Annotated in this window: 24 protein-coding genes; 10 read left to right on the forward strand and 14 right to left on the reverse strand. The window is 67.5% G+C overall.

Going from position 1 to position 26,811, the window contains the following annotated elements:
• Nucleotides 1-4: 4 nt before the first annotated feature.
• The 6 genes from IP92_RS09795 to IP92_RS09820 form a co-directional block, all read right to left on the reverse strand.
• On the reverse strand, nucleotides 5-5,413 hold the full coding sequence (locus tag IP92_RS09795; RefSeq protein ID WP_229418710.1) for a hybrid sensor histidine kinase/response regulator: 5,409 nt from the start codon (nucleotides 5,411-5,413) through the stop codon (nucleotides 5-7).
• 40 nt (nucleotides 5,414-5,453) lie between these two features.
• The gene (locus tag IP92_RS09800) at nucleotides 5,454-7,733 is read right to left on the reverse strand and encodes a methyl-accepting chemotaxis protein (RefSeq protein ID WP_145874358.1); all 2,280 of its coding nucleotides are present in this window, start codon (nucleotides 7,731-7,733) and stop codon (nucleotides 5,454-5,456) included.
• Between the two features lie 25 nt (nucleotides 7,734-7,758).
• A complete protein-coding gene (locus tag IP92_RS09805; protein ID WP_145874359.1) occupies nucleotides 7,759-8,307 on the reverse strand; it encodes a chemotaxis protein CheW in 549 nt (182 codons plus the stop codon).
• Entirely contained in the window at nucleotides 8,307-8,672 is a 366-nt protein-coding gene (locus IP92_RS09810; RefSeq protein WP_145874360.1) for a response regulator, read from the reverse strand. Before IP92_RS09810 ends, IP92_RS09805 begins: the two co-directional genes overlap by 1 nt.
• A gap of 4 nt (nucleotides 8,673-8,676) precedes the next feature.
• Entirely contained in the window at nucleotides 8,677-9,072 is a 396-nt protein-coding gene (locus tag IP92_RS09815; protein ID WP_145874361.1) for a response regulator, read from the reverse strand.
• 190 nt (nucleotides 9,073-9,262) lie between these two features.
• Nucleotides 9,263-9,415, reverse strand: coding sequence for a rubredoxin (locus tag IP92_RS09820; protein ID WP_145874848.1), 153 nt, complete (start codon nucleotides 9,413-9,415; stop codon nucleotides 9,263-9,265).
• A 91-nt stretch (nucleotides 9,416-9,506) separates the two neighbouring features.
• Here IP92_RS09820 and thiD point away from each other — a divergent pair, with 91 nt between their 5' ends.
• The 4 genes from thiD (at nucleotide 9,507) to IP92_RS09840 (ending at nucleotide 13,719) form a co-directional block, all read left to right on the forward strand.
• Nucleotides 9,507-10,370 (forward strand): bifunctional hydroxymethylpyrimidine kinase/phosphomethylpyrimidine kinase, encoded by an 864-nt coding sequence (gene thiD, locus IP92_RS09825; RefSeq protein ID WP_145874362.1) that lies wholly within the window; start codon nucleotides 9,507-9,509, stop codon nucleotides 10,368-10,370.
• A 2-nt stretch (nucleotides 10,371-10,372) separates the two neighbouring features.
• Entirely contained in the window at nucleotides 10,373-11,659 is a 1,287-nt protein-coding gene (hemL, locus tag IP92_RS09830) for a glutamate-1-semialdehyde 2,1-aminomutase (RefSeq protein ID WP_145874363.1), read from the forward strand.
• 224 nt (nucleotides 11,660-11,883) lie between these two features.
• Entirely contained in the window at nucleotides 11,884-13,152 is a 1,269-nt protein-coding gene (locus IP92_RS09835) for an Nramp family divalent metal transporter (protein WP_145874364.1), read from the forward strand.
• 84 nt (nucleotides 13,153-13,236) lie between these two features.
• Nucleotides 13,237-13,719, forward strand: coding sequence for a cbb3-type cytochrome c oxidase subunit I (locus IP92_RS09840; protein ID WP_145874365.1), 483 nt, complete (start codon nucleotides 13,237-13,239; stop codon nucleotides 13,717-13,719).
• A gap of 23 nt (nucleotides 13,720-13,742) precedes the next feature.
• Here the strand turns inward: IP92_RS09840 and corA are convergent, their stop codons facing one another.
• The 8 genes from corA to mpl all read right to left on the reverse strand — a co-directional run bounded on the left by corA (nucleotide 13,743) and on the right by mpl (nucleotide 22,093).
• Nucleotides 13,743-14,708, reverse strand: coding sequence for a magnesium/cobalt transporter CorA (gene corA, locus IP92_RS09845; RefSeq protein WP_145874366.1), 966 nt, complete (start codon nucleotides 14,706-14,708; stop codon nucleotides 13,743-13,745).
• Between the two features lie 157 nt (nucleotides 14,709-14,865).
• Nucleotides 14,866-15,579 carry a monofunctional biosynthetic peptidoglycan transglycosylase gene (gene mtgA / locus IP92_RS09850; RefSeq protein ID WP_145874367.1) on the reverse strand — a complete coding sequence of 238 codons (714 nt, stop codon included), beginning with the start codon at nucleotides 15,577-15,579 and terminating at the stop codon, nucleotides 14,866-14,868.
• 12 nt (nucleotides 15,580-15,591) lie between these two features.
• Nucleotides 15,592-16,401, reverse strand: coding sequence for a shikimate dehydrogenase (aroE, locus tag IP92_RS09855; protein WP_145874368.1), 810 nt, complete (start codon nucleotides 16,399-16,401; stop codon nucleotides 15,592-15,594).
• A 2-nt stretch (nucleotides 16,402-16,403) separates the two neighbouring features.
• The gene (locus tag IP92_RS09860) at nucleotides 16,404-17,285 is read right to left on the reverse strand and encodes a TonB family protein (protein ID WP_145874369.1); all 882 of its coding nucleotides are present in this window, start codon (nucleotides 17,283-17,285) and stop codon (nucleotides 16,404-16,406) included.
• Between the two features lie 174 nt (nucleotides 17,286-17,459).
• Nucleotides 17,460-19,514: an RNB domain-containing ribonuclease gene (locus tag IP92_RS09865; RefSeq protein WP_145874370.1), complete on the reverse strand. Its 2,055-nt coding sequence runs from the start codon at nucleotides 19,512-19,514 to the stop codon at nucleotides 17,460-17,462.
• A 2-nt stretch (nucleotides 19,515-19,516) separates the two neighbouring features.
• Nucleotides 19,517-20,107 (reverse strand): chorismate--pyruvate lyase family protein, encoded by a 591-nt coding sequence (locus IP92_RS09870; protein ID WP_145874371.1) that lies wholly within the window; start codon nucleotides 20,105-20,107, stop codon nucleotides 19,517-19,519.
• Complete coding sequence (locus IP92_RS09875; protein WP_260070834.1) at nucleotides 20,104-20,694, reverse strand: YqiA/YcfP family alpha/beta fold hydrolase; 591 nt, start codon at nucleotides 20,692-20,694, stop codon at nucleotides 20,104-20,106. The genes IP92_RS09870 and IP92_RS09875 overlap by 4 nt, the downstream gene beginning before the upstream one ends.
• Nucleotides 20,695-20,701: 7 nt before the next feature.
• Nucleotides 20,702-22,093: a UDP-N-acetylmuramate:L-alanyl-gamma-D-glutamyl-meso-diaminopimelate ligase gene (gene mpl, locus IP92_RS09880; protein WP_145874372.1), complete on the reverse strand. Its 1,392-nt coding sequence runs from the start codon at nucleotides 22,091-22,093 to the stop codon at nucleotides 20,702-20,704.
• Nucleotides 22,094-22,166: 73 nt separating this feature from the next.
• On the opposite strand from mpl, the gene IP92_RS09885 reads away from it, so the two are divergent.
• The 6 genes from IP92_RS09885 (at nucleotide 22,167) to prmA (ending at nucleotide 26,795) form a co-directional block, all read left to right on the forward strand.
• Nucleotides 22,167-22,796 (forward strand): hypothetical protein, encoded by a 630-nt coding sequence (locus IP92_RS09885; RefSeq protein ID WP_145874373.1) that lies wholly within the window; start codon nucleotides 22,167-22,169, stop codon nucleotides 22,794-22,796.
• Nucleotides 22,793-23,350, forward strand: coding sequence for a TlpA family protein disulfide reductase (locus IP92_RS09890; protein WP_145874374.1), 558 nt, complete (start codon nucleotides 22,793-22,795; stop codon nucleotides 23,348-23,350). Before IP92_RS09885 ends, IP92_RS09890 begins: the two co-directional genes overlap by 4 nt.
• Before the next feature lie 82 nt (nucleotides 23,351-23,432).
• On the forward strand, nucleotides 23,433-23,870 hold the full coding sequence (aroQ, locus tag IP92_RS09895) for a type II 3-dehydroquinate dehydratase (RefSeq protein WP_145874375.1): 438 nt from the start codon (nucleotides 23,433-23,435) through the stop codon (nucleotides 23,868-23,870).
• An 86-nt stretch (nucleotides 23,871-23,956) separates the two neighbouring features.
• A complete protein-coding gene (accB, locus tag IP92_RS09900; protein ID WP_145874376.1) occupies nucleotides 23,957-24,427 on the forward strand; it encodes an acetyl-CoA carboxylase biotin carboxyl carrier protein in 471 nt (156 codons plus the stop codon).
• Between the two features lie 98 nt (nucleotides 24,428-24,525).
• Nucleotides 24,526-25,884 (forward strand): acetyl-CoA carboxylase biotin carboxylase subunit, encoded by a 1,359-nt coding sequence (gene accC, locus IP92_RS09905; RefSeq protein WP_145874377.1) that lies wholly within the window; start codon nucleotides 24,526-24,528, stop codon nucleotides 25,882-25,884.
• Complete coding sequence (gene prmA / locus IP92_RS09910) at nucleotides 25,881-26,795, forward strand: 50S ribosomal protein L11 methyltransferase (protein ID WP_145874378.1); 915 nt, start codon at nucleotides 25,881-25,883, stop codon at nucleotides 26,793-26,795. The genes accC and prmA overlap by 4 nt, the downstream gene beginning before the upstream one ends.
• Nucleotides 26,796-26,811 lie beyond the last annotated feature (16 nt).

The following is a 26,811-nucleotide window of genomic DNA, read 5'->3' on the forward strand; positions in this document are numbered from 1 at the left end:
TCCGTCACCGCTCGCCGGATTCGCCCAATCCTCCCTGCACCGGCAGCAGGCCGGCGATCGCACCCAGCAGGATCGTTTCCTGGAACGGCTTGCCGAAGTACGCGTTCACGCCCAGTTGCAGCGCCACGTTGCGGTGCTTGTCGGCGCTGCGCGATGTGATCATGATGATCGGGATCGCCTGCGTGGCCGGATCGGCGCGCACGTGGCGCGTCAGGTCGAAGCCGTCCATGCGCGGCATCTCGATATCGACCAGCATCAGGTCCGGCTTGCGTTCGCCGAGCTGTTCGAGCGCATCGACGCCGTCCTTCGCCAGCAGTACCGTGTAGCCTTCCCGCTCCAGCAGCCGCTGCGTGACCTTGCGCACCGTCAGCGAATCGTCGACGACCATGATGGTGCCGGCCGCCGCATGCAGCACAGGCGCGGGCGCGCGCAGTTCCGGGTGCTGGTCCATGTGCTGGGCCAGCACGACGGGGTTCAGGATCAGCACGATCTCGCCGGAGCCGAGCACCGTGGCGCCGGCGATGCCGGGCACCCGGGCCAGCTGCGGCCCCGTGTTCTTGACGACGACCTCGCGGTTGCCCAGCACCTCGTCGACCCGCAGCGCCAGCCGGTCGGTGCCGGCGCGCAGCACCAGCACGGGCACCGAGCGCTGCGCCAGCGGCCGGGCCTGCGCGTCGCCCAGCAGTGCCGGCAGGTAGTGCAGCGCCAGCGGCTGGCTGGCCACGTCGAACGTGCCGTCCAGCGCCGCCTCCTTCACCTGCAGTACCTGCTCGACCAGCGCGGCCGGCACCGCATGCGTCTTGCCGCCCGCCGCCAGCAGCACGACCTGCGTCACCGCCAGCGTCAGCGGCAGGTGGATCGTGAAGCGCGTGCCCTGGCCGGGCGCCGTGTCGGTGGCGATGCGCCCGCCCAGTGCCTGCGCCTCGGAGCGCACGACGTCCATGCCGACACCGCGGCCGGCCAGCTCCGTCACCGCGTCGGCCGTCGAGAAGCCCGGCTCGAAGATCAGGTTGGCGACCTCCGCGTCGGTGGTCTCGTCATCTTCACCCAACAGCCCCAGCGCGCGCGCCTTCGCGCGGATGCGCTCGAGATCGAGACCGGCGCCGTCGTCGGCGAATTCCAGCACCACTTCGTTGCCCTGCTGGCTGGCCTGCACCAGCACTTCGCCCGTCTCGTCCTTGCCGGCCGCGGCGCGTGCGTCGCGCGGCTCGATGCCGTGCACGATCGCGTTGCGCAGCAGGTGTTCGAACGGCCCGGCCATGCGTTCCAGCACGCCCCGGTCCATCTCGACCGTGCCGCCGCGGATGTCGAGGTTGACGCGCTTGTCCAGTTCCTTCGCGCTTTGCCGCGCCACACGGTACAGCCGCTCGGCGATGCTGGCGAACGGCACCATCCGCACCCGCATCAGGTCGCGCTGCAGCTCGCGCGTCATGCGTGCCTGCTGCACCAGGTCGTCGCTGGCGCTGTCGACGGAGCGCACCAGGCCTTCATGGAACGAGCCCACGTCGTCGACGCTTTCGGCCATCATCCGCGTCAGTTCCTGCAGCCGCGTGAAGCGGTCGAACTCCAGCGGATCGAACTCGCGCTCGCCGGCGATCGACAGCCGCGACGCGATCTGCGACTCGGCCTGCATCTCCACTTCGCGCAACTGGCGCCGCAAGCGTCCCAGGTTTTCCTGGAAGTCCGCCAGCGCCGTGCGCAAGGTGCCCACCTCGTTCTCCAGCCGGGAGCGGCTGATCGACACCTCGCCGGCCTGATTGACGAGGCGGTCGAGGATGTCCGCGCGCACGCGCACCAGCGGCGCATGGGCGGGCGGCTCCGCTTCCCCTGTCACTTGCGCTTCCGCCGGCGCGGTAGCCGGTACGGGCAGGGGCGGATGCTGCAACTGCTCGAACAGCAGCAGCGCGTGGTCGTAATGGGCGAGCAGTTCCTCGAACGCCTGCGGCGTCGGGTTGTCCATCGCCTCGATGTGCGTTTCCATCTCGTGCGCGTGCTGGCCCAGCCGCATCGCGCCGGCCATCCGCGCGCTGCCCTTCAAGGTATGCAGCACGCGCTGCACCGTGGCGGCGTGCTCGGCCTCCAGCGGCGCATGCTGCCACGCGCGCAGCGCGGCGCCCACCTGCGGCAACAGGTCCGCGCCCTCTTCCAGGAAGACGGGCAGCAGGTCCGGGTCCAGTTCGTCCGCGACGGCGGGGATGTCCGGTTCCGGTTCGGGCAGCGGCAGCACCGGCAACGGCGGCTCGGCCGGTGGCGATTCTTCCGGCTGCACGGGGGCTTCCGCGGCCGCGGGCGGCTCGGCTTCTTCCATCTCCTCACCCGCCTCGGCGGGCGTGCCCGCCACCAGCGGCTCCTCGTCGGCCGGCGGCAGCGGCGGCACCAGCGTCAGCGCCGTGGGGACGGCTTGCGTCAGCGGCGGTTCGGCAAACGCATCGTCGAACGCGGCGGCAAACAGGTCGTCGATCGACTCGTCCTGGTCGGCCAGCTTCGGCCGCAGCGGCAGCGGTGCGCCGCGCGGCGGTACCGGCGGCGGGTCGGCGATCAGCGCGTGATAGGTATCGGTGAACAGCGCATCCAGTTTGGCAGCCAGTTCGTCGACCGGCGCCGGCGGCGTGGCCGGCACGGCGGCGGGCGTTGGCTCCAGCAGGCTGTCGAGCCGCGCTTCCAGTTCCGCGCCGCCGGCCTGCGTGCGCGCCAGCTCGTCGCCCAGTTGTTCCAGTGCGCCGATCAATTCCGGCTGCTCGGGCGGCATGTCGCCGGCTGCGAAGCTCGCCACCATCTGCCCGGCCCGCGCGGCGGCGAAATCGAACAGGTCGTGGTGGGCCGGGTCGGGCAATGCCGGCGGTGCCGCCTGCAGCGTCGTCTCAAGCGCATAGGCCAGTTCGCGCAGCGCCTTGAAGCCGACCGTGCCGGAAATGCCCGTGAGCGTGTGGGCAGCGTGCTGCGTCTCGGCCGCCAGCTCGCCCTGGGCGCGCCACGCGCCGAAGTCGCGTGCCAGCGCCTGCGTCAGCGTGGTTGCTTCGTTCACGTAGATGTCGAACAGCGGCGCCGGCACGGCGAGCCTGCCGACGAAGCGCATGTCGTCCGCCGGTGCCTGCGGCGGCTCGGGCTGCGCCTCGGATTGCACCTCCGCCTGCATCTCCGGCGCGGCGGCCGCGCTTTCCTCGGTCGCGTTCTCGTCCGTCACGTACGGCTCGGCCGGCGGCGGAGCAACCGGGCGCGGCGCCTCGGGCAGCACGAACGGGCCGCCCTCCTGCACGCGTGCGGCCGCCTGCACGACGGGCGCGGCACCGCGCGGCGAGATGGCCTTCGCCACCAGCTCGCCGACCCATGCGTTCAGTTCCGCAGCCACCCATTCAAGGAGGCCGAACAGCGCTTCGCTGACGGGCCGCGCTTCGGCCAGCCACGCGTTCATCACCTTTTCGATCGCGCCGGCGGCGTCGGCGAACTGGTTCAGCCCCACCATCCGCCCGCTGCCCTTCAACGTGTGGAACGAGCGGCGCAGCATCGCCAGGCTTTCCGGCGTGCCGGCATCGAGGCGGGGCTTGGCCAGCGTGGCGTCGATGAATGCCAGCACCTCCTGCGCCTCGCCGATGAAGATCTCCAGCAGCTCTTCCTCGATCGCCGAGTCGGTGGCGAACGGCACGCCTGCCGGCACGTCGGCCGGCGCCGGTTCGGCCGGCGGAGGCACCTGCTCCTCCAGCACGGGGATCGATTCGGCCGCGGCCAGCTTCTTCAGCGGCACGGCACGGAACGTCCCCTGCGCGGCGTCGAACGCGAAGCGCTCGCGCGCACCGGCGGCGTTCTGCGCCAGCATGTCGACGAAGAAGCCCAGCGCGCCCACGTTCTGGGCGATCTGTTCGAGCAGCTGGCGGTCAGCCCCCGTGTCGCCGGAGGCAAGCGTAGCGACCTGGCCGCGTACGTGCGCGGCCGCCTGCTGGGCGTGCGGCTGGTCGGCGATCGCCAGCGCGCCTTCCAGCTGGTGCAGCACGCCGGCCAGCGGCGCCAGTTGCGCGCGCTGGCTCGGGTCGGCATCGAATTCGTCCAGCACGCGCTCGACCTCGCGCAGCGCCGTCTTCATTTCCTGCGCCAGCGCGACCACCGTATCGTCCTGCCGCAGCCGCTGGGCCAGGCCCTGCTGCCACTGCGCCGGCTCCGGCGGCTCCTCGCCCGCGACCAGCGCCTGCAGCCGCGCGGCGATCGTGTCGGCACTGGCCGCGAAGTCGTCCGGCAGGTGACGGATCTGGTCCAGGCCATGGCCCGCGAACAGCAGCGCCGTCGCCATCTCCAGGCCCAGCGCCTCGCTGCGCCCGGCCGCGGCGGCCGTGTTCGCCACGACAGCGAGCTGGCGCATCAGCACGGCCAGCGCCGTGACGCCCAGCTTGTCGCTGGCCGCCGCGACCAGCGCCAGCGCCTGCACGATTTCGGACTGCCCATCCTCGCCCTGCTCCAGCCGCTGCCACGCGGTGCGGGCCTGCGCCAGGCCTTCCTTGGCGCGCGCCAGCGCCTCCGGATCGACCTGGCCGTAGCGCTTCGCCTCGTAGTCGGCCGGCACCATGCCGTCCAGGCCGAAGCCGGTGCGCAGTGCCTGCGCGAGCGGCGGCAGGTCGGTGGCATCGGCCGCGGCGATGCAGAACAGCGCATCGCGCAGCACCGCGTCCGGCCACTCCGGCGCGCCTTGCGCCAGCCGCCGCATCTGCAGGTTGGCCGCGCCAAGCAACTGCTTCACGTAGACGCCGCCGGCCACGCGGCCCTGCGCCACCAGTTCCGCGCCGGCCTGCAGCGCGCGCCAGAACACCTGGCCGCGCGGCGTGTCCTGGGCGGCCGCCACCTCGGCGATCACATCGGCCAGCGGCTGCGCCTGGGCCGGGTCACCGGACTTCAGGTAAGGCAGCAGCGCGCGCTCGAAGCGCAGCCGCAGCGCGCCGAAGTCGACGTTTTCCGTGGCCGGAGCCTCCGGCAGCGGCGGCGTGCGGGTCAGGTCGGGGAAGAACAGGTCGGCCGGATGGATGCGCGGCGCGCCCAGTATCTTCTGCACCGCCGCGTAGTACGGGAACAGCCGCACGCTCTGGTGCGGCGCGCCGTCCAGCAGCTCCTCCAGGTATTCGACCAGCGCGCCATACAGCTCGCCGATCGCCTGCACGTGGTCCGCGCTGCACTTGACGGTGCCGTCCTGGAAGCGGTCCAGCGCTTCCTCGGCCAGACGGGTGATCGCGGCCACGCCTTCGATGTCCACCATCTGCAGCGCGCCGTGGGCCTGGTGCAGGTGCGACTTGGCCAGCCGCAGCGCGGTGGCCTGGTCTTCGGGTTCCTGCCCGCCCGCCTCGAACAGCGCGGTGCGCGAGCGGCCCAGGGCCTCGCGGATCTCGCCCATCACCCACGACAGCGGGCCGGGATCGAAAGAAAAGGTCGACATATCGGTTTCCATCATGCTGTGGGTCTCTCTCGCTTCTCGCTCACTTGTGCTCCGCGCCGGCGCCGATGCGGAAGCGCGACACGGAATCCTTCAGCTGCTGGGCCAGCGCGGACAGCTGCCGCACCGATTGCGCCGTCTGCTGCGTGCCTTGCCGGGTCTGTTCCGTCACTTGCAGTATGTGGCTGATCGTGCGGGCCACGCCGCCGGCCGACGCGGCTTCCTTGCCGGTCGCGCGCGACATGCCTTCGATCAGTTCGGCCAGCCGCTGCGACACGCGCTCGATTTCCTCGAGCGCCGCACCGGCGGCATCGGACAGGCGGGCGCCTTCGACGACGCCCTGGGTGGATTTTTCCATCGCGGCCACGGTATCGTGCGTATCCGCCTGGATCGTGCGGACCAGCGCGCCGATCTGCTTCGCCGCGCCGGCCGACCGTTCCGCCAGCCGCTGCACTTCCTCGGCGACGACGGAAAAGCCGCGCCCCGCCTCGCCGGCCGATGCGGCCTGGATCGCCGCGTTCAGCGCCAGCACATTGGTCTGTTCGGTGATGTCGGAAATGAGCTCGGTGATCTCGCCGATTTCCTGCGACGACTCGCCCAGCCGCTTGATGCGCTTCGAGGTTTCCTGGATCTGCTCGCGGATCTCGTGCATGCCGGTGATCGCGTTCTGCACGGCGGTCGTGCCCTGCCGCGCGGCCGCCACGGACTGGCGCGCCACGTCGGCCGACTCGGCGGCGGACTTCGACACGTCGGTGATCTCGGCCGCCATGCGCAGCACCGTCGCACTGGCTTCGCGGATCTCGCGGGCCTGCTGCTGCGATGCGTTCAGCAGGTCGCCGGAAATACCCTGCGCGTGGGTGGATGCGGCCATCACCTGCTCGGCCGTCGCCGTCACCCGCCCGACCAGGCCGCGCAGCTCCTCGACCGTGTAGTTGACGGAGTCGGCGATCGCGCCGGTGATGTCCTCGGACACCGTGGCCTGCACCGTCAGGTCGCCATCGGCCACTTCCTGCAGCTCGTTCATCAGGCGCAGGATCGCGGCCTGGTTCTGCGCGTTGGCGGCCTTCGCCTCCTCTTCCTTCTTCTGCGCCAGCAGCCGCATTTCCTCGGCCTGCTGGCGGCGGCGTTCGGCGCCGCGCGTGCGCGCATACGAATCCTGCAGCAGCACGCGGCCGATCGCGGCGCCCGTCAGCAACGTCAGCATGCCGCCGCCGACCATCAGCCAGAACGTCCAGTCGAGCGACTGCTGGGCCGCGCGGTAGCCGCCCTGCAGCCCCGCCAGGCTTTCGCGCAGCGCCTCGTTCTGCGCGAAGATCAGCCGCTCGGCGTTCTTCGCCGCCACGAAGCGGTCCAGCCGCGCGAGGATCGCGGTGGCCTCGCCCTGGTAACGCTCGAAGCTGGCCTGCAACGCATCGAGGCGTTCGCGCACGTCGGGATCGCGCACCGCGGCAATCCCGTCGCCGCCCGCCTGCAGCGCCGCGACGGTGGCGCGGAACGTCGTGATGTCGCGGCCCAGCTGGAACGCCGTCTCGGAGCGGATGCCGCCCGGCGCGAGGAACTCGGCGACGCCGGCGCTCATCCGCTGCGTCAGCATCGTCAGCCGGCCCAGCGCGGCGATTTCGCGGGCGGCGGCACCGCGCTGCAGGCGCAGTGCCGCGATCTCCTCGGCCTGCGCCAGCAAGCGCGGCGCCAGCTCGTTCAGCGTGCCCAGCGCCTTGTCGATGCCGGCCAGGTCGGCGCGATGGCGCAGGATCGTGTCGGCCGCCTGCGCCGTCGGCGCCCAGCGCATGCGGGCCTGGTCCACGGCGCCTTGCAGCCCGGCCGGCGTGGCGCCGACGGTGCGGCCGCGGTAGCTGCCGCCGCCGGCCAGCAACGTCAGGTCGCTGTCGAGCTCACGCCGGCTGTCGTCCAGCTGGCGGAACGCTTCGGCATTGCCCTGCACGGCGTTCGGCGCCGCCTTGCCGATGCGCTGCGAGTGCATCAACGCGTCGCCGGCCAGCTGGGTGGCCGCGGCGCCGGCGGCGCTGTGGTGCACGTTCAATGCGACGAGGCCGGCGGCCAGCGCCAGGCTCGCAGCCAGCGCGGTGACGAGGTAACTGAGCTGGCGCTGCGGCGGCAGGTGGCCGATCAGCGGCAGCCGCATCGGCATCGGTTCGGCCTGCACCGCGGCGTGGTCGGTGCCGGGTCCGCCTTCACGCCGGCGCAGCGCATCGCGCAGGCGCAGCGGTGCTTCGCTGCCATAGGCGAACTGCGAATCGCCATAGGCGAACTGGGAATCCGGTGCCTCCTGCCGGCTGCCGCGTGTGAAGAACTTGAATCGCATCGCATCCCTTCGCATCGTTGTGACGCTAGCGGCCCACGTGCAGGAAACGGGGTTCGCGCGCCAGTTGCGCCAGGTCCAGGCGTACCCACGGCTGCCCCGCATCGTCCACGTAGTGGTGTGCGCACCATGGGGGCGCCGCCAGGTCCACGCCATCGTCGCGCAGCTCGGCCAGCCGGCGCAGGCCCAGCACACGCTGCGCCAGCAGCGCGCACGGCAGGCCGAGGCCGGGTGCGAACGTCACCAGCCGCGCTTCCGGCCCGGCCGGCGGCGGCGCGTCGCCCAGGTAGCCGGCCAGGTCGACGACGCCCGTCAGGCCACCGCGCACATTGGCCAGGCCCAGGTACCACGGCAGTGTCAGCGGCACCGGCGTGATGGCCTGGTGCGGCACGATCTCGCCGACCTGCGTCAGGTCCAGCAGGCAGTGGCGGGCGCCCAGCAGCACGGCCAGCTCGCGCCCGGACTCGACGGCGCCGCCCTGGGCCGCCTGCATCCGTTCCAGCAGCTGCACCTGGTACTGGCGCAGGCGGCTGCGGCGTTCGCCTTCCTGGGTCGTGTGCTGGTCCGGGGCCGCCATCAGCCGAGCGCTTCGATCTTCGACAGCAGCAGCGCCGCGTCGACCGGCTTCACGAGGTATTCCTTGGCGCCCTGGCGCAAGCCCCAGATGCGGTCCGTCTCCTGGTTCTTCGACGAGCAGATGATGACCGGCACGTCCTGCAGCTCGGGGTCGCGGGCGATCGAACGGGTGACCTGGAAGCCGTTCGCCCCCGGCATCACGACGTCCATCAGGATCAGCTCGGGCTTCTCGGCGCGGATCCGGGCCAGCGCCTCTTCGCCGTTCTCGGCGGTCGAGACGACATAGCCGTTCCGGGTCAGGATGTCGGACAGATAGTAGCGCTCGGTGGGGGAATCGTCGACGATCAGGATTCTGCGTATGGGCATGACGTTATGCGCCCGCGCCGGTGTGCTCGCGCACGGCGGCCAGCAGGCTGTCTTTACTGAAGGGTTTCGTGAGGTAAGCGGACGAGCCGACCATCGCGCCGCGCGCGCGGTCGAACAGGCCGTCCTTGGACGACAGCATCAGCACGGGCGTGGTGTGGAACCTGGCGCTCTTCTTGATCAGCGCGCAGGTCTGGTAACCGTCCAGACGGGGCATCAGGATGTCGCAGAAGATCAGCGCCGGGTGATGTTCGATGATCTTGGCCAGCGCGTCGAAGCCGTCTTCGGCCAGCACCACCCGGTAGCCCGCCTGGGACAGGAAGATCTCGGCCGACCGGCGTATCGTGCTGCTGTCGTCGATCACCATGATCGTCGGGCCGGTCGCTTGCGGCGTTGTCGTCATATCAATTGCTTGCCCCGCTCTGTACCGGGCAATGTTGCCCATCGCGCTACGATATCACAGGGGGAACTATCGGGGCGGACGATGAGACACAGGAGAGATGGGGTGGACGGCGGCCGGTTGGACGCCGTTCCGACGCCGCTGCGCAGCGCAGGCCTGGCTGGGCTGGACGCAGCAGCTCACAAGACGAACGTCAGATGGCGACCATCTCGAAGTCGTCTTTACGGGCGCCGCATTCAGGGCACGTCCAGTTCATCGGCACGTCTTCCCAACGGGTTCCGGGGGCGATGCCTTCTTCAGGCAAGCCGGCCGCTTCGTCGTAGATCCAGCCGCAAATCAGGCACATCCAGCTCTTGAATTCCTGTGTAGTCTCTTTGCTGCTCACGTTTCGTCACCCTCAAGTAAAATGCTGAATCGGGTATCTTAATCTAGTGGCCGTGCAAAACCAAACAACTCCTCTCATCCTGACTTTCGGTGTGGCCGATCCGATCGGCGCGGTGGGCGTGCATTCCGACATCGGCGTGTTTGCCGCCCTCGGGTGCCAGGCCCTGTCGGTCACAACCGCTCTCCTGATCGCCGACAGCGCCCGCGTGGAAGACCAGCAGTACGTGGAACCTGACTGGGTGTCCGACCAGGCCCGCGTCGTGCTCGAAGACGCCCAGGTGGCCGCCTTCAAGATCGGCGCCGTCGATCACATGGAGCACGTGTCGTCGATCGCCGAAGTGGTCTCCGATTATCCCGACGCCCCGCTGATCCTCGACCCGTTCGGCTCGCAGCTGCCGCCGCTGTCCGAACAGACCGACCCGGAAGAGCTGCTGACGGTGCTGCGCCAGCTGCTGGTGCCGCAAGCCACGCTGCTGATGCTGTCGCAGGTCGAGCTGGGGCGCATGGCCGAGACGTGGCGCGACCTGGCCAACGGCGAGACGATGGCCGACGACGCCCAGCACCTGATCGACCTGGGCTGCGAATACGTGCTCGTGACGGGTACGCCGGCCGGCACGTCGCGCGCCGAGACGGGCCTGCGCGCCAACACGCTGTATGGCGACGGCGGCATCGTCCGGCACGACCGCTGGCAACACCTGGCCGGGCCGTTCATCGGCGGCGGCTGCGTGCTGTCGGCCGCCATCACCGCGTACATGGCGCGGGGCGAGGACCTGCCGCGCGCCGTCGACCTCGCCCAGCAATACACCTACGGCACGCTGCTGCATGCCCAGCGCTACGGCATGGGCAAGCTGGTGCCGAACCGTTTCTACCAGATGGCCGCTCCCGCCACCGAGAGCCGCCGCAAGACCAAGGATTAGCAATGACGATTTCCAAGAACGACCAGCTGTTCGAACGCGCCCAGAAGACCACGCCCGGTGGCGTCAACTCGCCGGTGCGCGCCTTCCGCTCGGTCGGCGGCACGCCCCGCTTCATCACGCGCGCCGAAGGCCCGTACTTCTGGGACGCGGACGGCAAGCGCTACATCGACTACATCGGTTCCTGGGGCCCGGCCATCGTCGGCCACGCCCACCCGGAAGTGGTCCAGGCGGTACAGGAAGCTGCCACCCGCGGCCTGTCGTTCGGCGCGCCCACCGAGGCCGAGATCGTGATGGCCGAGGAGATCTGCAAGCTGGTGCCCTCGATCGAACAGGTGCGCCTCGTGTCGTCCGGCACCGAAGCCACGATGAGCGCATTGCGCCTCGCGCGCGGCGCCACGGGCCGCGACAAGATCGTCAAGTTCGAAGGCTGCTACCACGGCCATGCCGATTCGCTGCTGGTCAAGGCGGGCAGCGGCCTGCTCACGTTCGGCAACCCCACGTCGGCCGGCGTGCCGGAGGACTTCGTCAAGCACACGCTGGTGCTGGACTATAACGACGTGCCACAACTGGAAGAAGCGTTCGCGGAATTCGGCAGCGAGATCGCCTGCGTGATCGTCGAACCCGTGGCCGGCAACATGAACCTGATCAAGGCCGCTCCCGAGTTCCTGCGCGCGCTGCGCGACCAGTGCACGAAGCACGGCGCCCTCTTGATCTTCGACGAAGTGATGTGCGGCTTCCGCGTCGGCCTGGGCGGCGCGCAGGAACTGTACGGCATCAAGCCGGACCTGACGGCGCTGGGCAAGGTCATCGGCGGCGGCCTGCCGGTCGCCGCGTTCGGCGGCAGCGTGGAGCTGATGAGCAAGATGTCTCCCGTCGGCGCCGTGTACCAGGCCGGCACGCTGTCCGGCAACCCGATCGCCGTGGCGGCCGGCATGACGACCTTGAAGCTGATCCAGCAACCGGGCTTCTACGACAAGCTGACGGCCACCGCGAAGCGCCTCGCCGAAGGCCTGACGGATGCCGCGTTCCAGGAAGGCGTGACGTTCTGCGCCGACTACGAAGGCGGCATGTTCGGCCTGTACTTCGCCGCCGAAGCGCCGCGCAACTACGCTGAAATGATGGCTGGCGACCGCGCCAGGTTCAACGAATTCTTCCACGCGATGCTGGAAGAAGGCGTGTACTTCGCCCCGGCCGCGTTCGAGGCGGGCTTCGTCTCGGCCGCCCACGACGACGCGGTGATCGACGCAACGATCGAGGCGGCGCGGCGGGTGTTCAAGCGGCTGAAGTAAGCCGGCGGCAGCGACAAGCAAAGGACGGGCGACCGTCCTTTTTTCATGGGCCGGCGCGCCAGCCAGCAGCGCAGACCCTTAGAGTGCCCTTAACGCCGCGTCAACTGAACATTTTCTTAATGGAAAACAGGTTACACTCCGTTCCCTTATGAAACCCCTTCCTGCAACCTTGCCGTAACGCCGCCGCACTTGTCCGGCGGCGTGCGCACACGTACGAGCCGAACATGAAATTCCTGCGCAAAGTTACCGACAACGATGCCGTCAAGGCACTGGGCCCCGGCCTGATCACCGGGGCCGCCGACGACGACCCATCCGGCATCGCCACCTACTCCCAGGCCGGCGCGCAGTTCGGCTTCAACATGTTGTGGACGCTGGTGCTGACCTATCCGCTGATGGTCGGCATCCAGCTCGTGTCCGCCCGCATCGGCCTCGTCACGGGGCGCGGCCTGGCGGCCAACATCCGCCGCGCCTATCCGCCCGTGCTGCTGTATGCGATCGTGCTGCTGCTGCTCGTGGCGAACATCATCAACATCGCGGCGGACGTCGCGGCGATGGGCGAGGCGCTGCACCTGGTCGCCGGCTTCGGCTCGGCCCACCTGTATTCGCTCGGCTTCGGCTTCCTGTGCCTGACCCTGCAGCTGTACCTGCCGTACCGCACCTACGTGCGCTTCCTGAAGTGGCTCACACTCGCATTGCTGGCGTATGTCGCCACCGTCTTCGCGATCCATCTGGACTGGGCCGACGTCGCGCGCGCCACCATCGGGCCGCACTTCGCGTGGAACCGCGAATCGGTGGCACTGATCGTCGCCGTGTTCGGCACGACGATCTCGCCCTACCTGTTCTTCTGGCAGGCATCGCAGGAGGTGGAGGAACTGCGCGATAGTTCCGCCAGCTCGCTGCGCCGCGCCCCCACGTACGCGGCGCGGCACCTGCGCCGCATCAAGCTCGATACGTTCATCGGCATGGCGTTCTCGAACATCGTCGCGTTCTTCATCATGCTGACGGCGGCTGGCACGCTGGCCGTCCACGGCATCACCGACATTCAAAGTTCCGCGCAAGCGGCCGAGGCGCTGCGCCCGATCGCCGGCGAAGCGGCCTTCATCATCTTCGCGCTGGGCATCATCGGCACCGGCATGCTGGCCATTCCCGTGCTGGCCGGTTCGGCCGCCTATGCGGTGACGGAGAGCTTCCGCTGGCGCAGCGGCCTGGATCGCACCGTGCTGGAAGCGCGCGAGTTCTACGCGATCATCTCGCTGGCGACGATCGGCGGCGTGGCGCTGAACTTCGCGCCGGTCGATCCGGTGCAGGCGCTGATCTGGTCCGCCCAGCTGAACGGCGTGATCGCCGTGCCGATCATGATCGTGATGATGCTCCTGGCCAGCAACGAGAACGTGATGGGCAAGTTCACGCTGACGCGGCGCCATGCGCTGTTCGGCTGGCTCGGCGTCGCCGTGATGGTGGTCGCGGTGACGGCGATGTTCGCATCCGCGTGAAGCAGCGACGACAATGTTCCCACAAATCGATGACACCCGATCTTTACAATCGCCTGCTTCAACGATCACAACAGGGGTGTCATCATGCGTTTGGAATCAGTTCAATCCGCCGCTCAGCCGGCCGCTCAGCCGGCAGTCTCGTCGGCGGGCGTCGTCTGGATCAAGCTGGCCGTGCTGTACCTGGCCGCCGGTGTCGCGCTCGGCATGGCGATGGGCATGCGCCAGGACTTCACGCTGCGGCCCGTGCATGCGCACGTGAACCTGCTGGGCTGGACGACGCTGGCGCTGGCCGGCATCATTTACTCGATCTTCCCGCAGGCCGGCAACAGCGTGCTGGCGCGCGTGCACTTCTGGCTGATGAACCTCGCGCTGCCCGTGATGATGGGCGCGCTGGCCTATGTGCTGACGACGGGCGACGTCAAGGTGCTGCCGGCGCTGGTGGTGTCGGAACTGGCCGCGGCGGCGGCGATCGTCGCGTTTGCCGCGAACCTGTTCCTGAACCTGGGCGGTGCGGAGCGCGACGTGCGCGGCCAGGGGGAAGTGGCCGATCCGGCGCGGGTGGCATAAAAAAAGCGGCGATGCCGCTTTTTTCACTTGAGCCAGCCCCGGTGCCGGAAGTACAGGAACGGCGCGATCGCGCTGGTGATCATCAGGCCCCAGGCCCACGGATAACCGGCCGCCCAGTGCAGCTCCGGCATGAAGTCGAAGTTCATGCCGTACACGCTGGCGATCAGGGTCGGCGGCAGGAACGCCACGCTGGCCACGGAGAAGATCTTGATGATCTTGTTCTGGTTGATGTTGATGAAGCCGACCGTGGCGTCCATCAGGAAGTTGATCTTGTCGAACAGGAACGAGGTGTGGCCGTCCAGCGATTCGATGTCGCGCAGGATCTGGCGCGCCTCCTCGAACTGCTCGGAGTTCAACAGGCGGCCGCGCATCAGGAAGCTGACGGCGCGCCGGGTATCCATCATGTTGCGGCGGATCCGGCCGTTCAAGTCTTCCTCGTGAGCGATGGCGGACAGCGCGTCGGCGGCGTCCTTGTCGGTGAATTCCTCCTGCAGCACGCGGAACGACACTTCTTCCAGGTTCTGGTAGATGCCTTCCAGCGCGTCAGCCGAGTATTCGGCGTCGGTCGCGTACAGGTCCAGCAGCACATCCATGTAGTCGGCGATCGAGCCGGGCCGCGAGCGCGCGCGCATGCGCACGAGGCGGAACACGGGCAGGTCGTCCGTATGGACGGAGAACAGCATCTTGCGGGCCAGGATGAACGCCACCGTGACGACGCGCGACGGGCCGTCGTCTTCTTCCAGCAGGAAGTCGGTGCGCAGGTGCAGGTCGCCATTTTCCGCTTCGTAGTAGCGGGCCGACGCTTCGATGTCCTTGACTTCGTCCTCACCCGGCAGGATGACGCCATACATGGCCTTGACCCACGCCCGCTCGTCGTCCGTCGGGTCGGTCAGGTCCACCCACACGGGTGCCACTTGTTCAAGGTCTTCGCGCGTTTCGATGGGGACCTGGTTCAGCCGGCCATTTTGTAGAACGAAGACATTAATCATGGGCACTCTCAGCCGACAGGGATTCTGGACACTTTGAAGGGGGAGACGGGTTCCCCAGGCGCAAAAAATAAAACAGCGCAAGTGTACAGGCAAAGCCATGGGCCAGACCACCCCGGACAAGCACTTTTTATCCAAGGCATCGTCCGGTGCGGCATTTTTACGGCACGTCCGACGCGCCCATCCGGCGCAGGATGATGTCGGTGCGCCGGTTCAGGTAGCGCGTGCTGCGGTGCGCGTCGTAATAACGGGGGTTCGGCAGCATCACGGCCAGCCTGGCCGCCTGCGCCGGCCCCAGTTTCGACGCCGGGATCTTGTAATAATGGCGCGCCGCCGCCTCGGCCCCATAGATGCCGCGGCCGAACTCGACGACGTTCAGGTAGATCTCGAAGATGCGCCGCTTGTCCAGCACCCCTTCGAGCATGTAGGCGATGATCAGCTCCTGGCCCTTGCGCAGGTAGCTGCGCGAGCCGGACAGGAACAGGTTCTTGGCCAGCTGCTGCGTGATCGTCGAGCCGCCGTGCGTGACCTTCTTGCGCTTTTCGTTGCGCTCGTAAGCCTGTTCCAGCGCGTCCCAGTCGACGCCGTCGTGCTCCGAGAAATTGGCGTCCTCGGAGGCGATGATGGCCCGCTTCAGCTTCACCGAGATGCGCTCGTACGGCACCCACTGCTGCACGATCTTCGCGTTCGGATCCGTCTCGCGCATTGCCGAGAGCTGCTGGCGCATGAATGCCGTCATCTCCGGGTTGTGGTCGCGCCACCACCAGATCTGCACGAGGAAATAGGCCTGCACGGCCAGGAACAGCACGATGGGAACGATGAACAGCCATTTCACCCAGCGCCAACGGCCGGGCGCATTGCGAGTTTTTGCCATGTCAGGATCGGATCAACGCAGGTTCGCCAGTACCGGAGCCGTATCCGGGCGCACGCCGCGCCAGCCGTGGAACGCTTCGGCGGCCTGCTCCACCAGCATGCCCAGGCCGTCGCGCGCGGTGGCGCCATGCTCCAGCGCGAAGCGCATGAAGACGGTCGGCTCCTTCCCATACATCATATCCAACGCGAGCGTGCCTGGCTGGAAAACCGTCGGCGGCACGGGCGGCAGGTCCGCCTGCAGGCTGGCCGACGTGGCGTTGATGACGATATCGAAGCTGCCGGTAATCTCCGCGAAGCCGCAGGCCGACACGATGCCGGCGCCGCCCAGCGCGGCGAACTGCTGCACCAGCTGCTGCGCGGCGGCCACGGTGCGGTTCGCGATCACCAGGGCGGCCGGCCGGTGCTCGAGGATCGGCAGCACGGCGCCGCGCGCGGCACCGCCCGCCCCCAGCAGCAGCACGCGCTTGCCGACGATCGGGACGCCGGCGTTGGCCGTGATGTCCGCCACCAGGCCGGCGCCGTCCGTGTTGTCGCCGGTGATACCGTGCGCGTCGAACAGCAGCGTGTTGACGGCGCCGGCGGCCTGCGCCCGCACCGTCAGCGCGTTCGCCAGCCGGTAGGCCTCCAGCTTGAACGGCACCGTCACATTGGCGCCCTTGCCCCCTTCGGCGATGAACGCGTGCACGGCGGCGGCAAAGCCGTCCAGCGGCGCGAGGCGTTTTTCATAGGTCAGCTGCTGCCCCGTCTGGGCCGCGAACGCGGCGTGGATGTCGGGCGATTTGCTGTGGGCGATCGGGTTGCCGAACACGCAGTAGTGATCCAATTTCAGTTTCCTCCGCTCAGTTTCGTTTCGAGTTTTTCTTCGCGCGTGAATTTGAAGCGGGTGATGATGACCCACAGGTCGTCGCGATCGTTCGACAGCATGTTCGGCGGGAACTTGCCGAACGGCGCGGCGCGGCGGACGATCGCGATCGCGGCGTCGTCCAGCGCGGGATTGCCGGAGCTTTTCTGCACCGTGATGCCGCCCTCCTTCATGTACAGCGTGCCGTCCTGGAAGATCGGAATGGACAGCACCAGCTCGCCGTACAGCTTGCGGCCGTTCTTTTGCGGGAAGTTCAACGTGCCCACTTCCTCCACCTTGCGCTGGAATGCCTTGTAATACATCGCATAGCCGACCTGCTGGGTGCTGGGCGTGATGTAGGTGCGGCGCGGGCGCTTGTTCTGGTCTTCGATCGTCTGCGTGATCTCGGCCGCCATGCGCGCGATCGCGCGGCTGCTCTCGATCAGGTCGGCGCCGGTGGGGGTCGGATCGGGTTTGCTGTTTTCGGTGACGGGTGCGGCGCGGTACGGCGTCGTCTTCATCTGCGTCAAGAGCTTCTTCTGCTGCTCTTCCAGCTCGGCGATGCGGCGGCGCGATGCCTCGATGCTGTCGCCGGACGCCATCTTGCGCAGGTCCGGCAGCGGCGACTTGGAGCGGCCCTTGTCGGCATTGCCGCCGCCCTCCAGGTTCGCCTGCGCCAGCGCCTCGGCCTTCAACGGCTTGTTGGCATGCTTGGCATTGACGAGGATGACTTCCAGCGCGGGATCGGTGGGCGCCATCTTCGGCTCCACGGGCACCACGAAGCGCACCGCCAGCAAGACCGCGTGAGCGAGCACCGAGAGGGCCAGGGCGATCGCGAGGAACCTGTTTTCTTGTAAATACTTCACGCGGGCGACGAAAAGGCTAGGCAGAATTTTGCCATTCTACCGTCACTGCATGCGGGTCGCGATAGAAATTCCCACCCCAAATTCAAACCCTGGGGTCAGACCCGGCGGGTCTGACCCCGGCTTCTGCCTTGGGGTTTAAAAAGCGCAGCCGGCCCGCATCCGGGTAAACATCGGCTAGCCGGCGTTCTGCTGCTGCGCCGCTTCGTCCGCCAGCTCGGCCACTTCGGCCTTCTCGTCGGCCGGCTGGTCCGGGTCCGGTACCAGTTCGGGCAACGTCTCGGCGACGACTTCCTCTTCTTCCTCGAAGTCGATCTCGGCGGCCGGGGCGGCCGCTTCGATTTCCAGCAGGCGGGTTTCGATCGACAGGTCCACTTCGTCCCAGCGGATCACGTCCAGCTTCACGGCCGCGCCACGCGGTGCCGATGGCATGCCCGGCAAGCGGATCACCAGCGGGATCTCGGTCAGGCGCAGCACTTCATCCTTCAGCACGACGGCGTCGACCTGCTGCTTGTTTTCCTGGCCCAGCCAGCGCAGGCACCAGTAGCGCTCCATGTTCGACTGGAAGTCGGCATAGGCGGCGTAGGCGGCATCGAACGCGGAGACGATCGCGAACAGGTTCGCATCCTTGTGCTTGAACGGCGCGACCAGCGGCGCCATCACGCCCTTCTCGGCCACGGCCAGGATCTGCCATTGATTGACGAGGTCCGTATAGCGGCGCAGCGGCGACGTGCTCCAGGCGTACTGGTCGACGCCCAGGCCTTCGTGCGGCGCCGCGTGCGTCAGCATGCGCACCTGCATCTTGGCGTTCCAGCCGCCCACGCCGCGGCCCTGGCTGCGGTAGATGCCCGGCACGCCATGGTCGTGCATCAGCTTGCCCCAGGTGCTGTTCGCGAAGATCATCAGTTCGGCGACGATCTTGTCCAGCGGCGCACCGCGCTTGCGGCGCGTGATCGTCACGACATCGTCATCGACGTAGAAGTTGAAGTCGACGCGGTTGTTCTGCTCCGGCTTCAGGCCGAACGCTTCGCGCTTGGCCATCCGCCCCGCCTCCAGGTGCTGGGCCCACGCCCACAGCAAGGTCAGCTCGGCCTTGCGGGGGTAATCGCCCGCGCCGCTGGCCAGCGTCTCTTCGTTGACGACGTCGTCCAGGTCGTTGTGCCGCAGGTTGTTCGCGATCGGCACCATCTCGGCGCGCGTCTCGGTCGACACGACGCTCCAGTCGGCCGTGTCGAGCGTCGCATACAGCGACAGCGCCGGGCAGGTCTTGCCTTCGGCCAGCGTGAACGCCTCGACGATGGAATCCGGCAGCATCGTGATCTTGTCGCCCGGCATATACACGGTCGACAGGCGCGTGCGCGCGATCTTGTCGACCGAATCCTCGGGCTTGATGCCCAGGCCCGGCGCGGCGATGTGGATGCCGATGCGCACCTTGCCGTCGTCCAGGCGGGTGATCGAGAACGCGTCGTCGATCTCCGTCGTCGTCACGTCGTCGATCGAGAACGCCTCGACGTCCGCCACCGGCAGATTATTCGGAGCCTTCGGCACCGGCACGTCCGGGAAGCCTTGGCCGCGCGGGAAGTGCTCGAACAGGAAGCGCGCCATGTGCAGGTCCTTCGCCGAGCCCACGCCGCCGACGGCCAGCATCAGCCGCGCCGGCGTCGTATGCAGCTCGTTGCATGCCGCTTCCAGCGCCTTGTATTCAATGGTGTTCTTGTCCGGCTTGAACAGCAGCTGCTGGACGATGTGCGCCATCGACTCCGGCAGGCGGTTGGTCTTCAGCTCGTCCACGTACTGCTGCTGCACCAGCGCCTGCTGCTTCTTCTTCTCGATGCCGGCCAGCGCGGCCTTCAGGGCCTGCTCCGGCGCCGCCTTGTAGCGCCCGCGGCCCTTCTTGTAGAAATAGATCGGTGCCGAGTGCAGCGCCAGGATCAGGCCCGCCGCCTCGTGCGGCAGCGGTGCATGGCCGAAGTATTCGGCGCCCAGCTCCGCGAAGCCGAATTCCTCTTCGCCGGCCACCTCCCACAGGAAGTCGAGATCGACATCGGCCACGACGGCCCGCGCCTGTTCCATCAACGCCTCCGGTGCCGGCTTCTCGTACTGCAGCAGCACGTCCTTGGCCTTCACCTTCGTGCGCTTGCCGGTGGCCATCTCGACCTGGTAGGCCTCGCCAGCCTGGGACAGCACGGTTCCGACCTTGAAATCGCCGGATTCTTCAAAAAAGACATTCATGTTCATCTCGTGTTGGAGGTTCTTGGCACCAGCTTCAGGACCGTCGGCAGGAACACCTCGGTCACCAGCAGCGTGCCCTGGCGCCGCCGGTACAGGCAGCGCCGCGCATACAGCAATTGTTCTTCAGGCACGGCCCGGCCCTCGGCCGTCCACGCCGCCCTGGCCCGGCGCGCCAGCGGATGGCTGGCACGCAGCCGGGCATATTCCAGCGCGCCGCGCAGCACCATCGGGTCGCCGAACAGCGTGGTGCCCAGCGAGCGCTCGCCCAGCGCGGAAAACAGCGGCCAGTCCGACGCGTCCGCACTCATCGGCACCACCGTGTGCGCGAACACCACGGGCGTATTATCACACCGCAGCAGCACTTCCCGTTCCCAGCAGCGGGTGGCGCGGGCAAAGCCCAGCACCTGCGCCTCGTCCGCCAGGCAAGGCGCCGCATGCTGGTGCAGCACCTGCACGCGGAACGCGTCGCTATGGCCTTTCAGGCGCGCCGTCAGCGAGCCGCCGGACGTGAGCCAGCGCGCCAGCGCCGCCGGCGCGTTCACGGCCAGCACGTGCCGGTACCAGTTGGCCCGGCGCAGCGACTGTTCCCTCATCCGGCCCGCACCCCGCAGAACGCCAGCACCTCGTCCACGTACTGCGCGAATTCGCTGATGCCGTGGTCCGAGCCGTTGATGACGCGGTGCCGCGCGCCGGGGTAGTGGGCGACCATGTCGCGCCAGTCGAGCACTTCGTCGCCCGTGGCCGCGACGAGGAAGTAGCGGTCCGGCCGGCTGATCGCCGGCACGGCCAGGTCCTGCAGTTCGTCGATGTAGTCGCGCTTGAACTCGAACGGCTCGCCGCTGTGGTACATCGTCGTCATGCCGACGTATTTTTCCAGGTCGACAAGCGGCGTCACGGCCGGGTTCAGCAGCACGGCGCGGCAGCCCAGCCGCTCGGCCAGCCACGTGGCGTAATAACCGCCCAGCGACGAGCCGACGATCGCCAGCTCATTGGCTATCTCGCTGGCCGGCACGTCCGCCACCAAGGCCTGCGCCTGTTCGATGGCCAGCCGCGGCGACGCCGGCAGCTGCGGTGCCAGGTATTCGGCGGCGCGGCCCAGCTGCGCCATCCGTTCGCCCAGCAGGCGCCCCTTCATCGACAGCGGCGACGAACGGAACCCGTGAAGGTAAAGAATCTTCACGGCCGGATCACGCGGGCAGCGTCTTCAACGCGTCGAGCAGCTTGCCGTGCACGCCGCCGAAGCCGCCATTGCTCATCACGACGACGTGGTCGCCCGGGCGCGCCGCGCCGACGATGGCCTTGACCATCAGGTCGATGTCCTCGTAAGCGGAGGCCTGCGCGCCCATCGGCGCCAGCGTGGCGGCCAGGCTCCAGCCCAGCGCCTTCTCGCTGCCGAAGCCGAACACGAGGTCGGCGTCCTTCAGGCTCGCCGGCAGCGCATCCTTCATCGCGCCCAGCTTCATCGTGTTCGAGCGGGGCTCCAGCACGGCGAGGATGCGCGAATGCGCGCCCAGCTTCTGGCGCAGGCCGCCGACGGTCGTCGCGATGGCCGTCGGGTGGTGGGCGAAGTCGTCGTACACGGTAACGCCGCTGACGACGCCGCGCACTTCCATGCGCCGCTTGACGCTTTCAAACGATTCCAGCGCCCTGGCCGCCTGGGCGATCGGCACGCCCACGTTGCGCGCCGCGGCGATCGCGGCCAGCGCGTTGTAGCGGTTGTGCCGGCCCGTCAGCTTCCAGTTGATCAGCGCCTCGAACTTGCCGTTGAAGAGTACGTCGAAGCTGCCGTCCGGATGTTCCTTCAGCGCCCAGTTCACCGTGTCGCCGGCGCCGAACGTCTCCTTCTCGCTCCAGATGCCGCGCCGGATCACGCGCTGCAGCGACTCCTCGTCGCCGTTGACGATCACGCGGCCGATGCCCGGCACCGTGCGCACCAGGTGGTGGAACTGGGTCTCGATGGCGGCGATGTCCGGGAAGATGTCGGCGTGGTCGTATTCCAGGTTGTTCAGGATCGCCGTCTTCGCGTGGTAGTGCACGAACTTGCTGCGCTTGTCGAAGAACGCCGTATCGTATTCGTCCGCCTCGATCACGAAGAAGTCGGACTCGTTGCCCGGCGCAGTACCTTGACCATGCAGCCGCGCCGAAATGCCGAAGTTCATCGGCACGCCGCCGATCAGGAAGCCCGGCGCATAGCCGGCGTCTTCCAGGATCCACGCCAGCATCGACGACGTCGTCGTCTTGCCGTGCGTGCCGGCGACGGCCAGCACCCATTTATTGCGCAGGATATGCTCGCCGATCCACTGCGGGCCGGAGACGTAGGGCAGGCTGCGGTTCAGGATTTCCTCGACCAGCGGATTCCCCCGTGACACCACGTTGCCGATCACATAGAGGTCGGGGTTCAGCTTCACCTGGTCCGCGTCGAAGCCCTGGATCAGTTCAATGCCCTGGCTTTCCAGCTGGGTGCTCATCGGCGGGTAGACGTTGGCGTCGCAGCCCGTCACCTTGTGGCCCGCTTCTTTCGCGAGCACCGCGAGGCCGCCCATGAAGGTGCCGCAAATGCCGAGTATGTGAATATGCATGGTTCCGCTCCGTGGTCGAGGACGCGATTTTACCCGACGCGCCGCATTTGCCGGTTCAGAGTATGATCACGCCATGATGCCGAACCACCATGACGACATGATGCTGCTGCGTGCCGAGATTGCGGCGGCGGCGGCCCGGATGATCGCGCAGGACGGCGCCGACTACGGCACCGCGAAGCGCAAGGCCGCGCGGCAGGTCCTCGGCGAGGCGCAGGCCAACGCCACCCGCGACCTGCTGCCGGACGATGCCCAGGTCGAGGAAGAGGTGCGCCAGTATCACGCGCTGTTCAATGCGGATACCCAGCCGGCCCGGCTGTTCCGGCTGCGCACCGTCGCGCTGGAAGTGATGGAGCGGCTGGCCGACTACCATCCCTACCTGACGGGGCCCGTCCTGAACGGCACGGCCGGCGAGCATGACGACATCCGGCTGCAGCTGTTCGCCGACAGCGCGAAGGAAGTGCAGATCCACCTGTTGAACCAGAACCTCAATATAGAGATCTCCGAAACCGACCACTTCAAGGGGCCGCGCCACGCCCCGGTCGAGACGGTGAGCTTCATGTGGCGCCAGGAAGGCGTGCACGTGGAACTGTATGAGACGAACGACCTGCGTGGCGCCAAAAAACAGAAGAGCGGTGAACGCCCCGTGCGGGCCGACATCGCCGACCTGCGCGCGCTGCTGGTCACCGAACACGGAACCGAATGAAAAAAACATATCTCGCATACGGCGCCATCGCCGTCCTGTTTGGCGCCATCGGCGCCTGGGTGGGCCTGAACAAGAAGGAGCCCGCGCCCCCGATCACTTCCACGATACCCCAGGAGCAGGCCCCCGCCGCCGGCGCGGCCGTCGCCGCCCTGCTGGGCAAGACGATGGCGGACGCACAAGGCACCCAGCAGAGCCTCGCGCAATGGAAGGGCAAGCCGTTGCTGGTCAACTTCTGGGCCACCTGGTGCGCGCCATGCGTGCAGGAGATGCCCGAGCTGTCCGCGCTGCAGACCGGCGGCCAGTACAAGAACCTGCAGGTGATCGGCATCGGCATCGACTCGCCGTCGAACATCGCCGAATTCACGCAAAAGTTCAAGATCGCCTACCCCGTCTACGTGGACGGCGTGGGTGGCACGGAGCTGTCGCGCCAGTTCGGCAATGCCCAGGGCGGGCTGCCGTTCACGGTGCTGATCGGTGCCGACGGCCAGGTGAAAAAGACCTATCTGGGCCGCCTGAAGTTCGACCTGCTGCACAAGGATCTGGCATCCTTATAGCCATTTTGGCAAGTTCTTTTTTCTTGCCAAATGGTCGCGCTTGGCGGCAAAATGCGGAACTTTCGCGGACTAAGGTCAGAACATGGCAAAACACCTGCTGCTGCTGAACGGCCCCAATCTGAACCTGCTGGGCACGCGCGAGCCCGCTGTGTACGGGTCCACGACGCTGGCGCAGGTGGAACAGGCCGCTGAAGAACAGGCAGCCGCCGCAGGGGCACGACTGACTGCGTTCCAGAGCAATCACGAAGGTGCGTTGATCGACCGGATCCATGCCGCGCGCGGCGAAGGCGTGGATTTCATCGTCATCAATCCCGGCGGCTATACCCACACGAGCGTGGCGCTGCGCGATGCGCTGGCTGGCGTGGCGATCCCGTTCGTCGAAGTGCACATATCGAATATTTATCAGCGCGAAAGCTTTCGCCACCACTCTTATCTCAGCGCGATCGCCAAGGGCACGATTTGCGGACTCGGCACCGAGGGGTACCGTTTCGCTGTCGACTTTGCGCTAAAATGCGGATAACCTACGCGATCTGCGCGCTATTTTCAGCGTTGTCGCTCCTAAGCCGCGGCGCAACATTCACAAAACAAGATTAAACGGAGTCTCAGATGGATCTACGCAAGCTCAAGACGTTGATTGACTTGGTTGCCGAATCGGATATTGCAGAACTCGAAGTGACCGAGGGCGAGAGCAAGGTGCGCATCGTCAAATCCTCCGCCATGCCGCAAAACCAGGTGGTGATGATGCCGCCGCAGGGCGCACCGGCGCAGTATGTGCCGAGCCATGCCGCTGCCGCGCCGGCACCCGCCGCTGCCCCGGCCGTGCCGGCCGCTGCCGAGCCGACGGGCCACGTCGTCAAGTCGCCGATGGTCGGCACGTTCTACCGCTCGTCCGCACCGGGCAATCCGCCGTTCGTCGAAGTGGGCCAGTCCGTGAAGGAAGGCGATACGCTGTGCATCATCGAAGCGATGAAGCTGCTCAATGAAATCGATGCCGACAAGACCGGTACGATCACCCAGGTCCTGGTCGAGAACGGCCAACCGGTCGAATTCGGCCAGCCGCTGTTCGTGATCGGCTGAGCGATCCGCTGATCGCCGGCGTGCGCCGCGCGCCTGCAAGTCTCCTCTCCTACAAGAACACCCGGCAAGTCCGGGTGTTCGCAAACATAGAACTAGCCATGTTTGAAAAAATCCTCATTGCCAACCGTGGTGAAATCGCGCTGCGTATCCAGCGCGCCTGCCGCGAGATGGGCATCAAGACGGTCGTCGTGCACTCCGAGGCCGACAAGGACGCGAAATACGTCAAGCTGGCCGACGAATCGGTCTGCATCGGCCCGGCGTCGTCCACGCTGTCCTACCTGAACATGCCGGCGATTATCAGCGCGGCCGAAGTCACGGACGCGGAAGCGATCCACCCCGGCTACGGCTTCCTGTCCGAGAACGCCGACTTCTGCGAGCGCGTCGAGAAATCCGGCTTCGTGTTCATCGGCCCCCGTTCGGACTCGATCCGCATGATGGGCGACAAGGTGTCGGCCAAGCAGGCGATGATTAAGGCAGGCGTGCCCTGCGTGCCCGGTTCGGACGGCGCACTGCCGGACGACCCGAAGGCCATCGTGCAGATCGCCCGCAAGGTCGGCTACCCGGTCATCATCAAGGCGGCCGGTGGTGGCGGCGGCCGCGGCATGCGCGTCGTGCACACGGAAGCGGCGCTGCTGAACGCCGTTACGATGACGAAGAGCGAAGCGGGTGCCGCATTCGGCAATCCGGAAGTGTATATGGAGAAGTACCTGGAGAATCCGCGCCACGTGGAGATCCAGATCCTGGCCGACGAGCACAAGAACGCCGTCTGGCTCGGTGAGCGCGACTGCTCGATGCAGCGCCGCCACCAGAAGGTCATCGAGGAAGCGCCCGCACCGGGCATTCCACGCAAGCTGATCGAGAAGATCGGCGACCGCTGCGCCGAAGCCTGCCGCAAGATCGGCTACCGCGGCGCCGGCACGTTCGAGTTCTTGTACGAGAACGGCGAGTTCTACTTCATCGAAATGAACACCCGCGTGCAGGTCGAGCACCCCGTCACCGAGATGATCACCGGCATCGACATCGTGCAGGAACAGATCCGCATCGCCTGCGGCGAGAAGCTGCGCTTCCGCCAGCGCGACGTGATGCTGTCCGGCCACGCGATCGAGTGCCGCATCAACGCGGAGGACCCGTTCAAGTTCACGCCGTCCCCGGGCCGGATCACCGCATGGCATACGCCGGGCGGCCCGGGCATTCGTGTCGACTCCCATTCCTATGCGGGGTATTATGTACCGCCGCACTACGACTCGATGATCGGCAAGCTGATCGCCTACGGCGCCACGCGCGAGCAGGCCATCCGCCGCATGCAGATCGCGCTGTCCGAGATGGTGGTCGAGGGTATCCAGACCAACATCCCGCTGCACCGCGAGCTGATGGTCGACGCCCGCTTCATCGAAGGCGGCACCAACATCCACTACCTGGAACAACGACTGGCGGAAATGCCGAAGGCTGGTTCATGAGCTGGACTGAAATCGTCATCGAGGTCGCCCGCGACCACGCCGAGGCGCTGTCCGACGCGCTGATGGAGGCGGGCGCCCTGTCCGTCTCCGTCGAGGACGCCGACGAAGGCACCGACCAGGAACAGCCGCTGTTCGGCGAGCCGGGCATGGAGCCGAAGGAAGCGGCCTGGGAACACAGCCGCGTCGTCGCGCTGGCCGACGACGATGTCGACCACGCGTTCATCGTCGCCGCGGCCACGCAGGCCGTCGGCCTGAAGGCGATGCCGAAGTACACGACCCGCAAGGTCGCGGACGAGGACTGGGTGCGCCTGACGCAGTCGCAATTCGAGCCGATCCACATCGGCAAGAACATCTGGGTCGTGCCGAGCTGGCACGAGGCCCCCGATCCCGATGCGCTGATCCTCGAGCTGGACCCGGGCCTGGCGTTCGGCACCGGCAGCCACCCGACCACGCGGCTGTGCATGGAATGGCTGGAAGCCCATCCGGCGCCCGGCAAATCCGTGCTCGACTACGGCTGCGGCTCCGGCATTCTGGCGATGGTCGCGCGTAAGCTGGGCGCCGCCAAGGTGGCCGGCGTCGACATCGATCCGCAGGCGATCGAATCGGCGCGCGACAACGCGGTGCGCAACCAGGTCACCGACATCGAGTACTACGTGCCGGAAGACTTCGCCAAGTCGGCCCATGCGAACGCTCGCTTCGACATCGTCGTCGCGAACATCCTGTCCTCGCCGCTCAAATTGATGGCGCCGATGCTGTCCGGCCGCGTGGCCGACGGCGGCGCGCTGGTGCTGTCCGGCGTGCTGGCACGCCAGGCCGACGAAGTGGCTGCCGCGTACGCGCCGTTCATCAAGCTGTCCGTCTGGGCGGAACACGATGGCTGGGTGGCCCTGTACGGCCGCCACGGCGCCTGACGCCAGGGTTCCAACC

Origin of the sequence: Pseudoduganella flava, assembly GCF_007830495.1 — a bacterium.
In the GTDB taxonomy this organism is placed as follows: domain Bacteria; phylum Pseudomonadota; class Gammaproteobacteria; order Burkholderiales; family Burkholderiaceae_D; genus Rugamonas; species Rugamonas flava.

What these genes read in the sequence shown, in the direction of transcription:
- IP92_RS09840 (WP_145874365.1), top strand. Translation starts at nt 13,237, where the DNA reads ATGCGTTTGGAATCAGTTCAATCCGCCGCTCAGCCGGCCGCTCAGCCG.
- corA (WP_145874366.1), bottom strand. Translation starts at nt 14,708, where the DNA reads ATGATTAATGTCTTCGTTCTACAAAATGGCCGGCTGAACCAGGTCCCC.
- IP92_RS09885 (WP_145874373.1), top strand. Translation starts at nt 22,167, where the DNA reads ATGATGCCGAACCACCATGACGACATGATGCTGCTGCGTGCCGAGATT.
- IP92_RS09815 (WP_145874361.1), bottom strand. Translation starts at nt 9,072, where the DNA reads ATGACGACAACGCCGCAAGCGACCGGCCCGACGATCATGGTGATCGAC.
- aroQ (WP_145874375.1), top strand. Translation starts at nt 23,433, where the DNA reads ATGGCAAAACACCTGCTGCTGCTGAACGGCCCCAATCTGAACCTGCTG.
- IP92_RS09890 (WP_145874374.1), top strand. Translation starts at nt 22,793, where the DNA reads ATGAAAAAAACATATCTCGCATACGGCGCCATCGCCGTCCTGTTTGGC.
- IP92_RS09820 (WP_145874848.1), bottom strand. Translation starts at nt 9,415, where the DNA reads ATGTGCCTGATTTGCGGCTGGATCTACGACGAAGCGGCCGGCTTGCCT.
- accB (WP_145874376.1), top strand. Translation starts at nt 23,957, where the DNA reads ATGGATCTACGCAAGCTCAAGACGTTGATTGACTTGGTTGCCGAATCG.
- IP92_RS09835 (WP_145874364.1), top strand. Translation starts at nt 11,884, where the DNA reads ATGAAATTCCTGCGCAAAGTTACCGACAACGATGCCGTCAAGGCACTG.
- accC (WP_145874377.1), top strand. Translation starts at nt 24,526, where the DNA reads ATGTTTGAAAAAATCCTCATTGCCAACCGTGGTGAAATCGCGCTGCGT.
- IP92_RS09870 (WP_145874371.1), bottom strand. Translation starts at nt 20,107, where the DNA reads ATGAGGGAACAGTCGCTGCGCCGGGCCAACTGGTACCGGCACGTGCTG.
- IP92_RS09795 (WP_229418710.1), bottom strand. Translation starts at nt 5,413, where the DNA reads ATGTCGACCTTTTCTTTCGATCCCGGCCCGCTGTCGTGGGTGATGGGC.
- hemL (WP_145874363.1), top strand. Translation starts at nt 10,373, where the DNA reads ATGACGATTTCCAAGAACGACCAGCTGTTCGAACGCGCCCAGAAGACC.
- mpl (WP_145874372.1), bottom strand. Translation starts at nt 22,093, where the DNA reads ATGCATATTCACATACTCGGCATTTGCGGCACCTTCATGGGCGGCCTC.
- mtgA (WP_145874367.1), bottom strand. Translation starts at nt 15,579, where the DNA reads ATGGCAAAAACTCGCAATGCGCCCGGCCGTTGGCGCTGGGTGAAATGG.
- IP92_RS09810 (WP_145874360.1), bottom strand. Translation starts at nt 8,672, where the DNA reads ATGCCCATACGCAGAATCCTGATCGTCGACGATTCCCCCACCGAGCGC.
- IP92_RS09805 (WP_145874359.1), bottom strand. Translation starts at nt 8,307, where the DNA reads ATGGCGGCCCCGGACCAGCACACGACCCAGGAAGGCGAACGCCGCAGC.
- IP92_RS09865 (WP_145874370.1), bottom strand. Translation starts at nt 19,514, where the DNA reads ATGAATGTCTTTTTTGAAGAATCCGGCGATTTCAAGGTCGGAACCGTG.
- IP92_RS09800 (WP_145874358.1), bottom strand. Translation starts at nt 7,733, where the DNA reads ATGCGATTCAAGTTCTTCACACGCGGCAGCCGGCAGGAGGCACCGGAT.
- prmA (WP_145874378.1), top strand. Translation starts at nt 25,881, where the DNA reads ATGAGCTGGACTGAAATCGTCATCGAGGTCGCCCGCGACCACGCCGAG.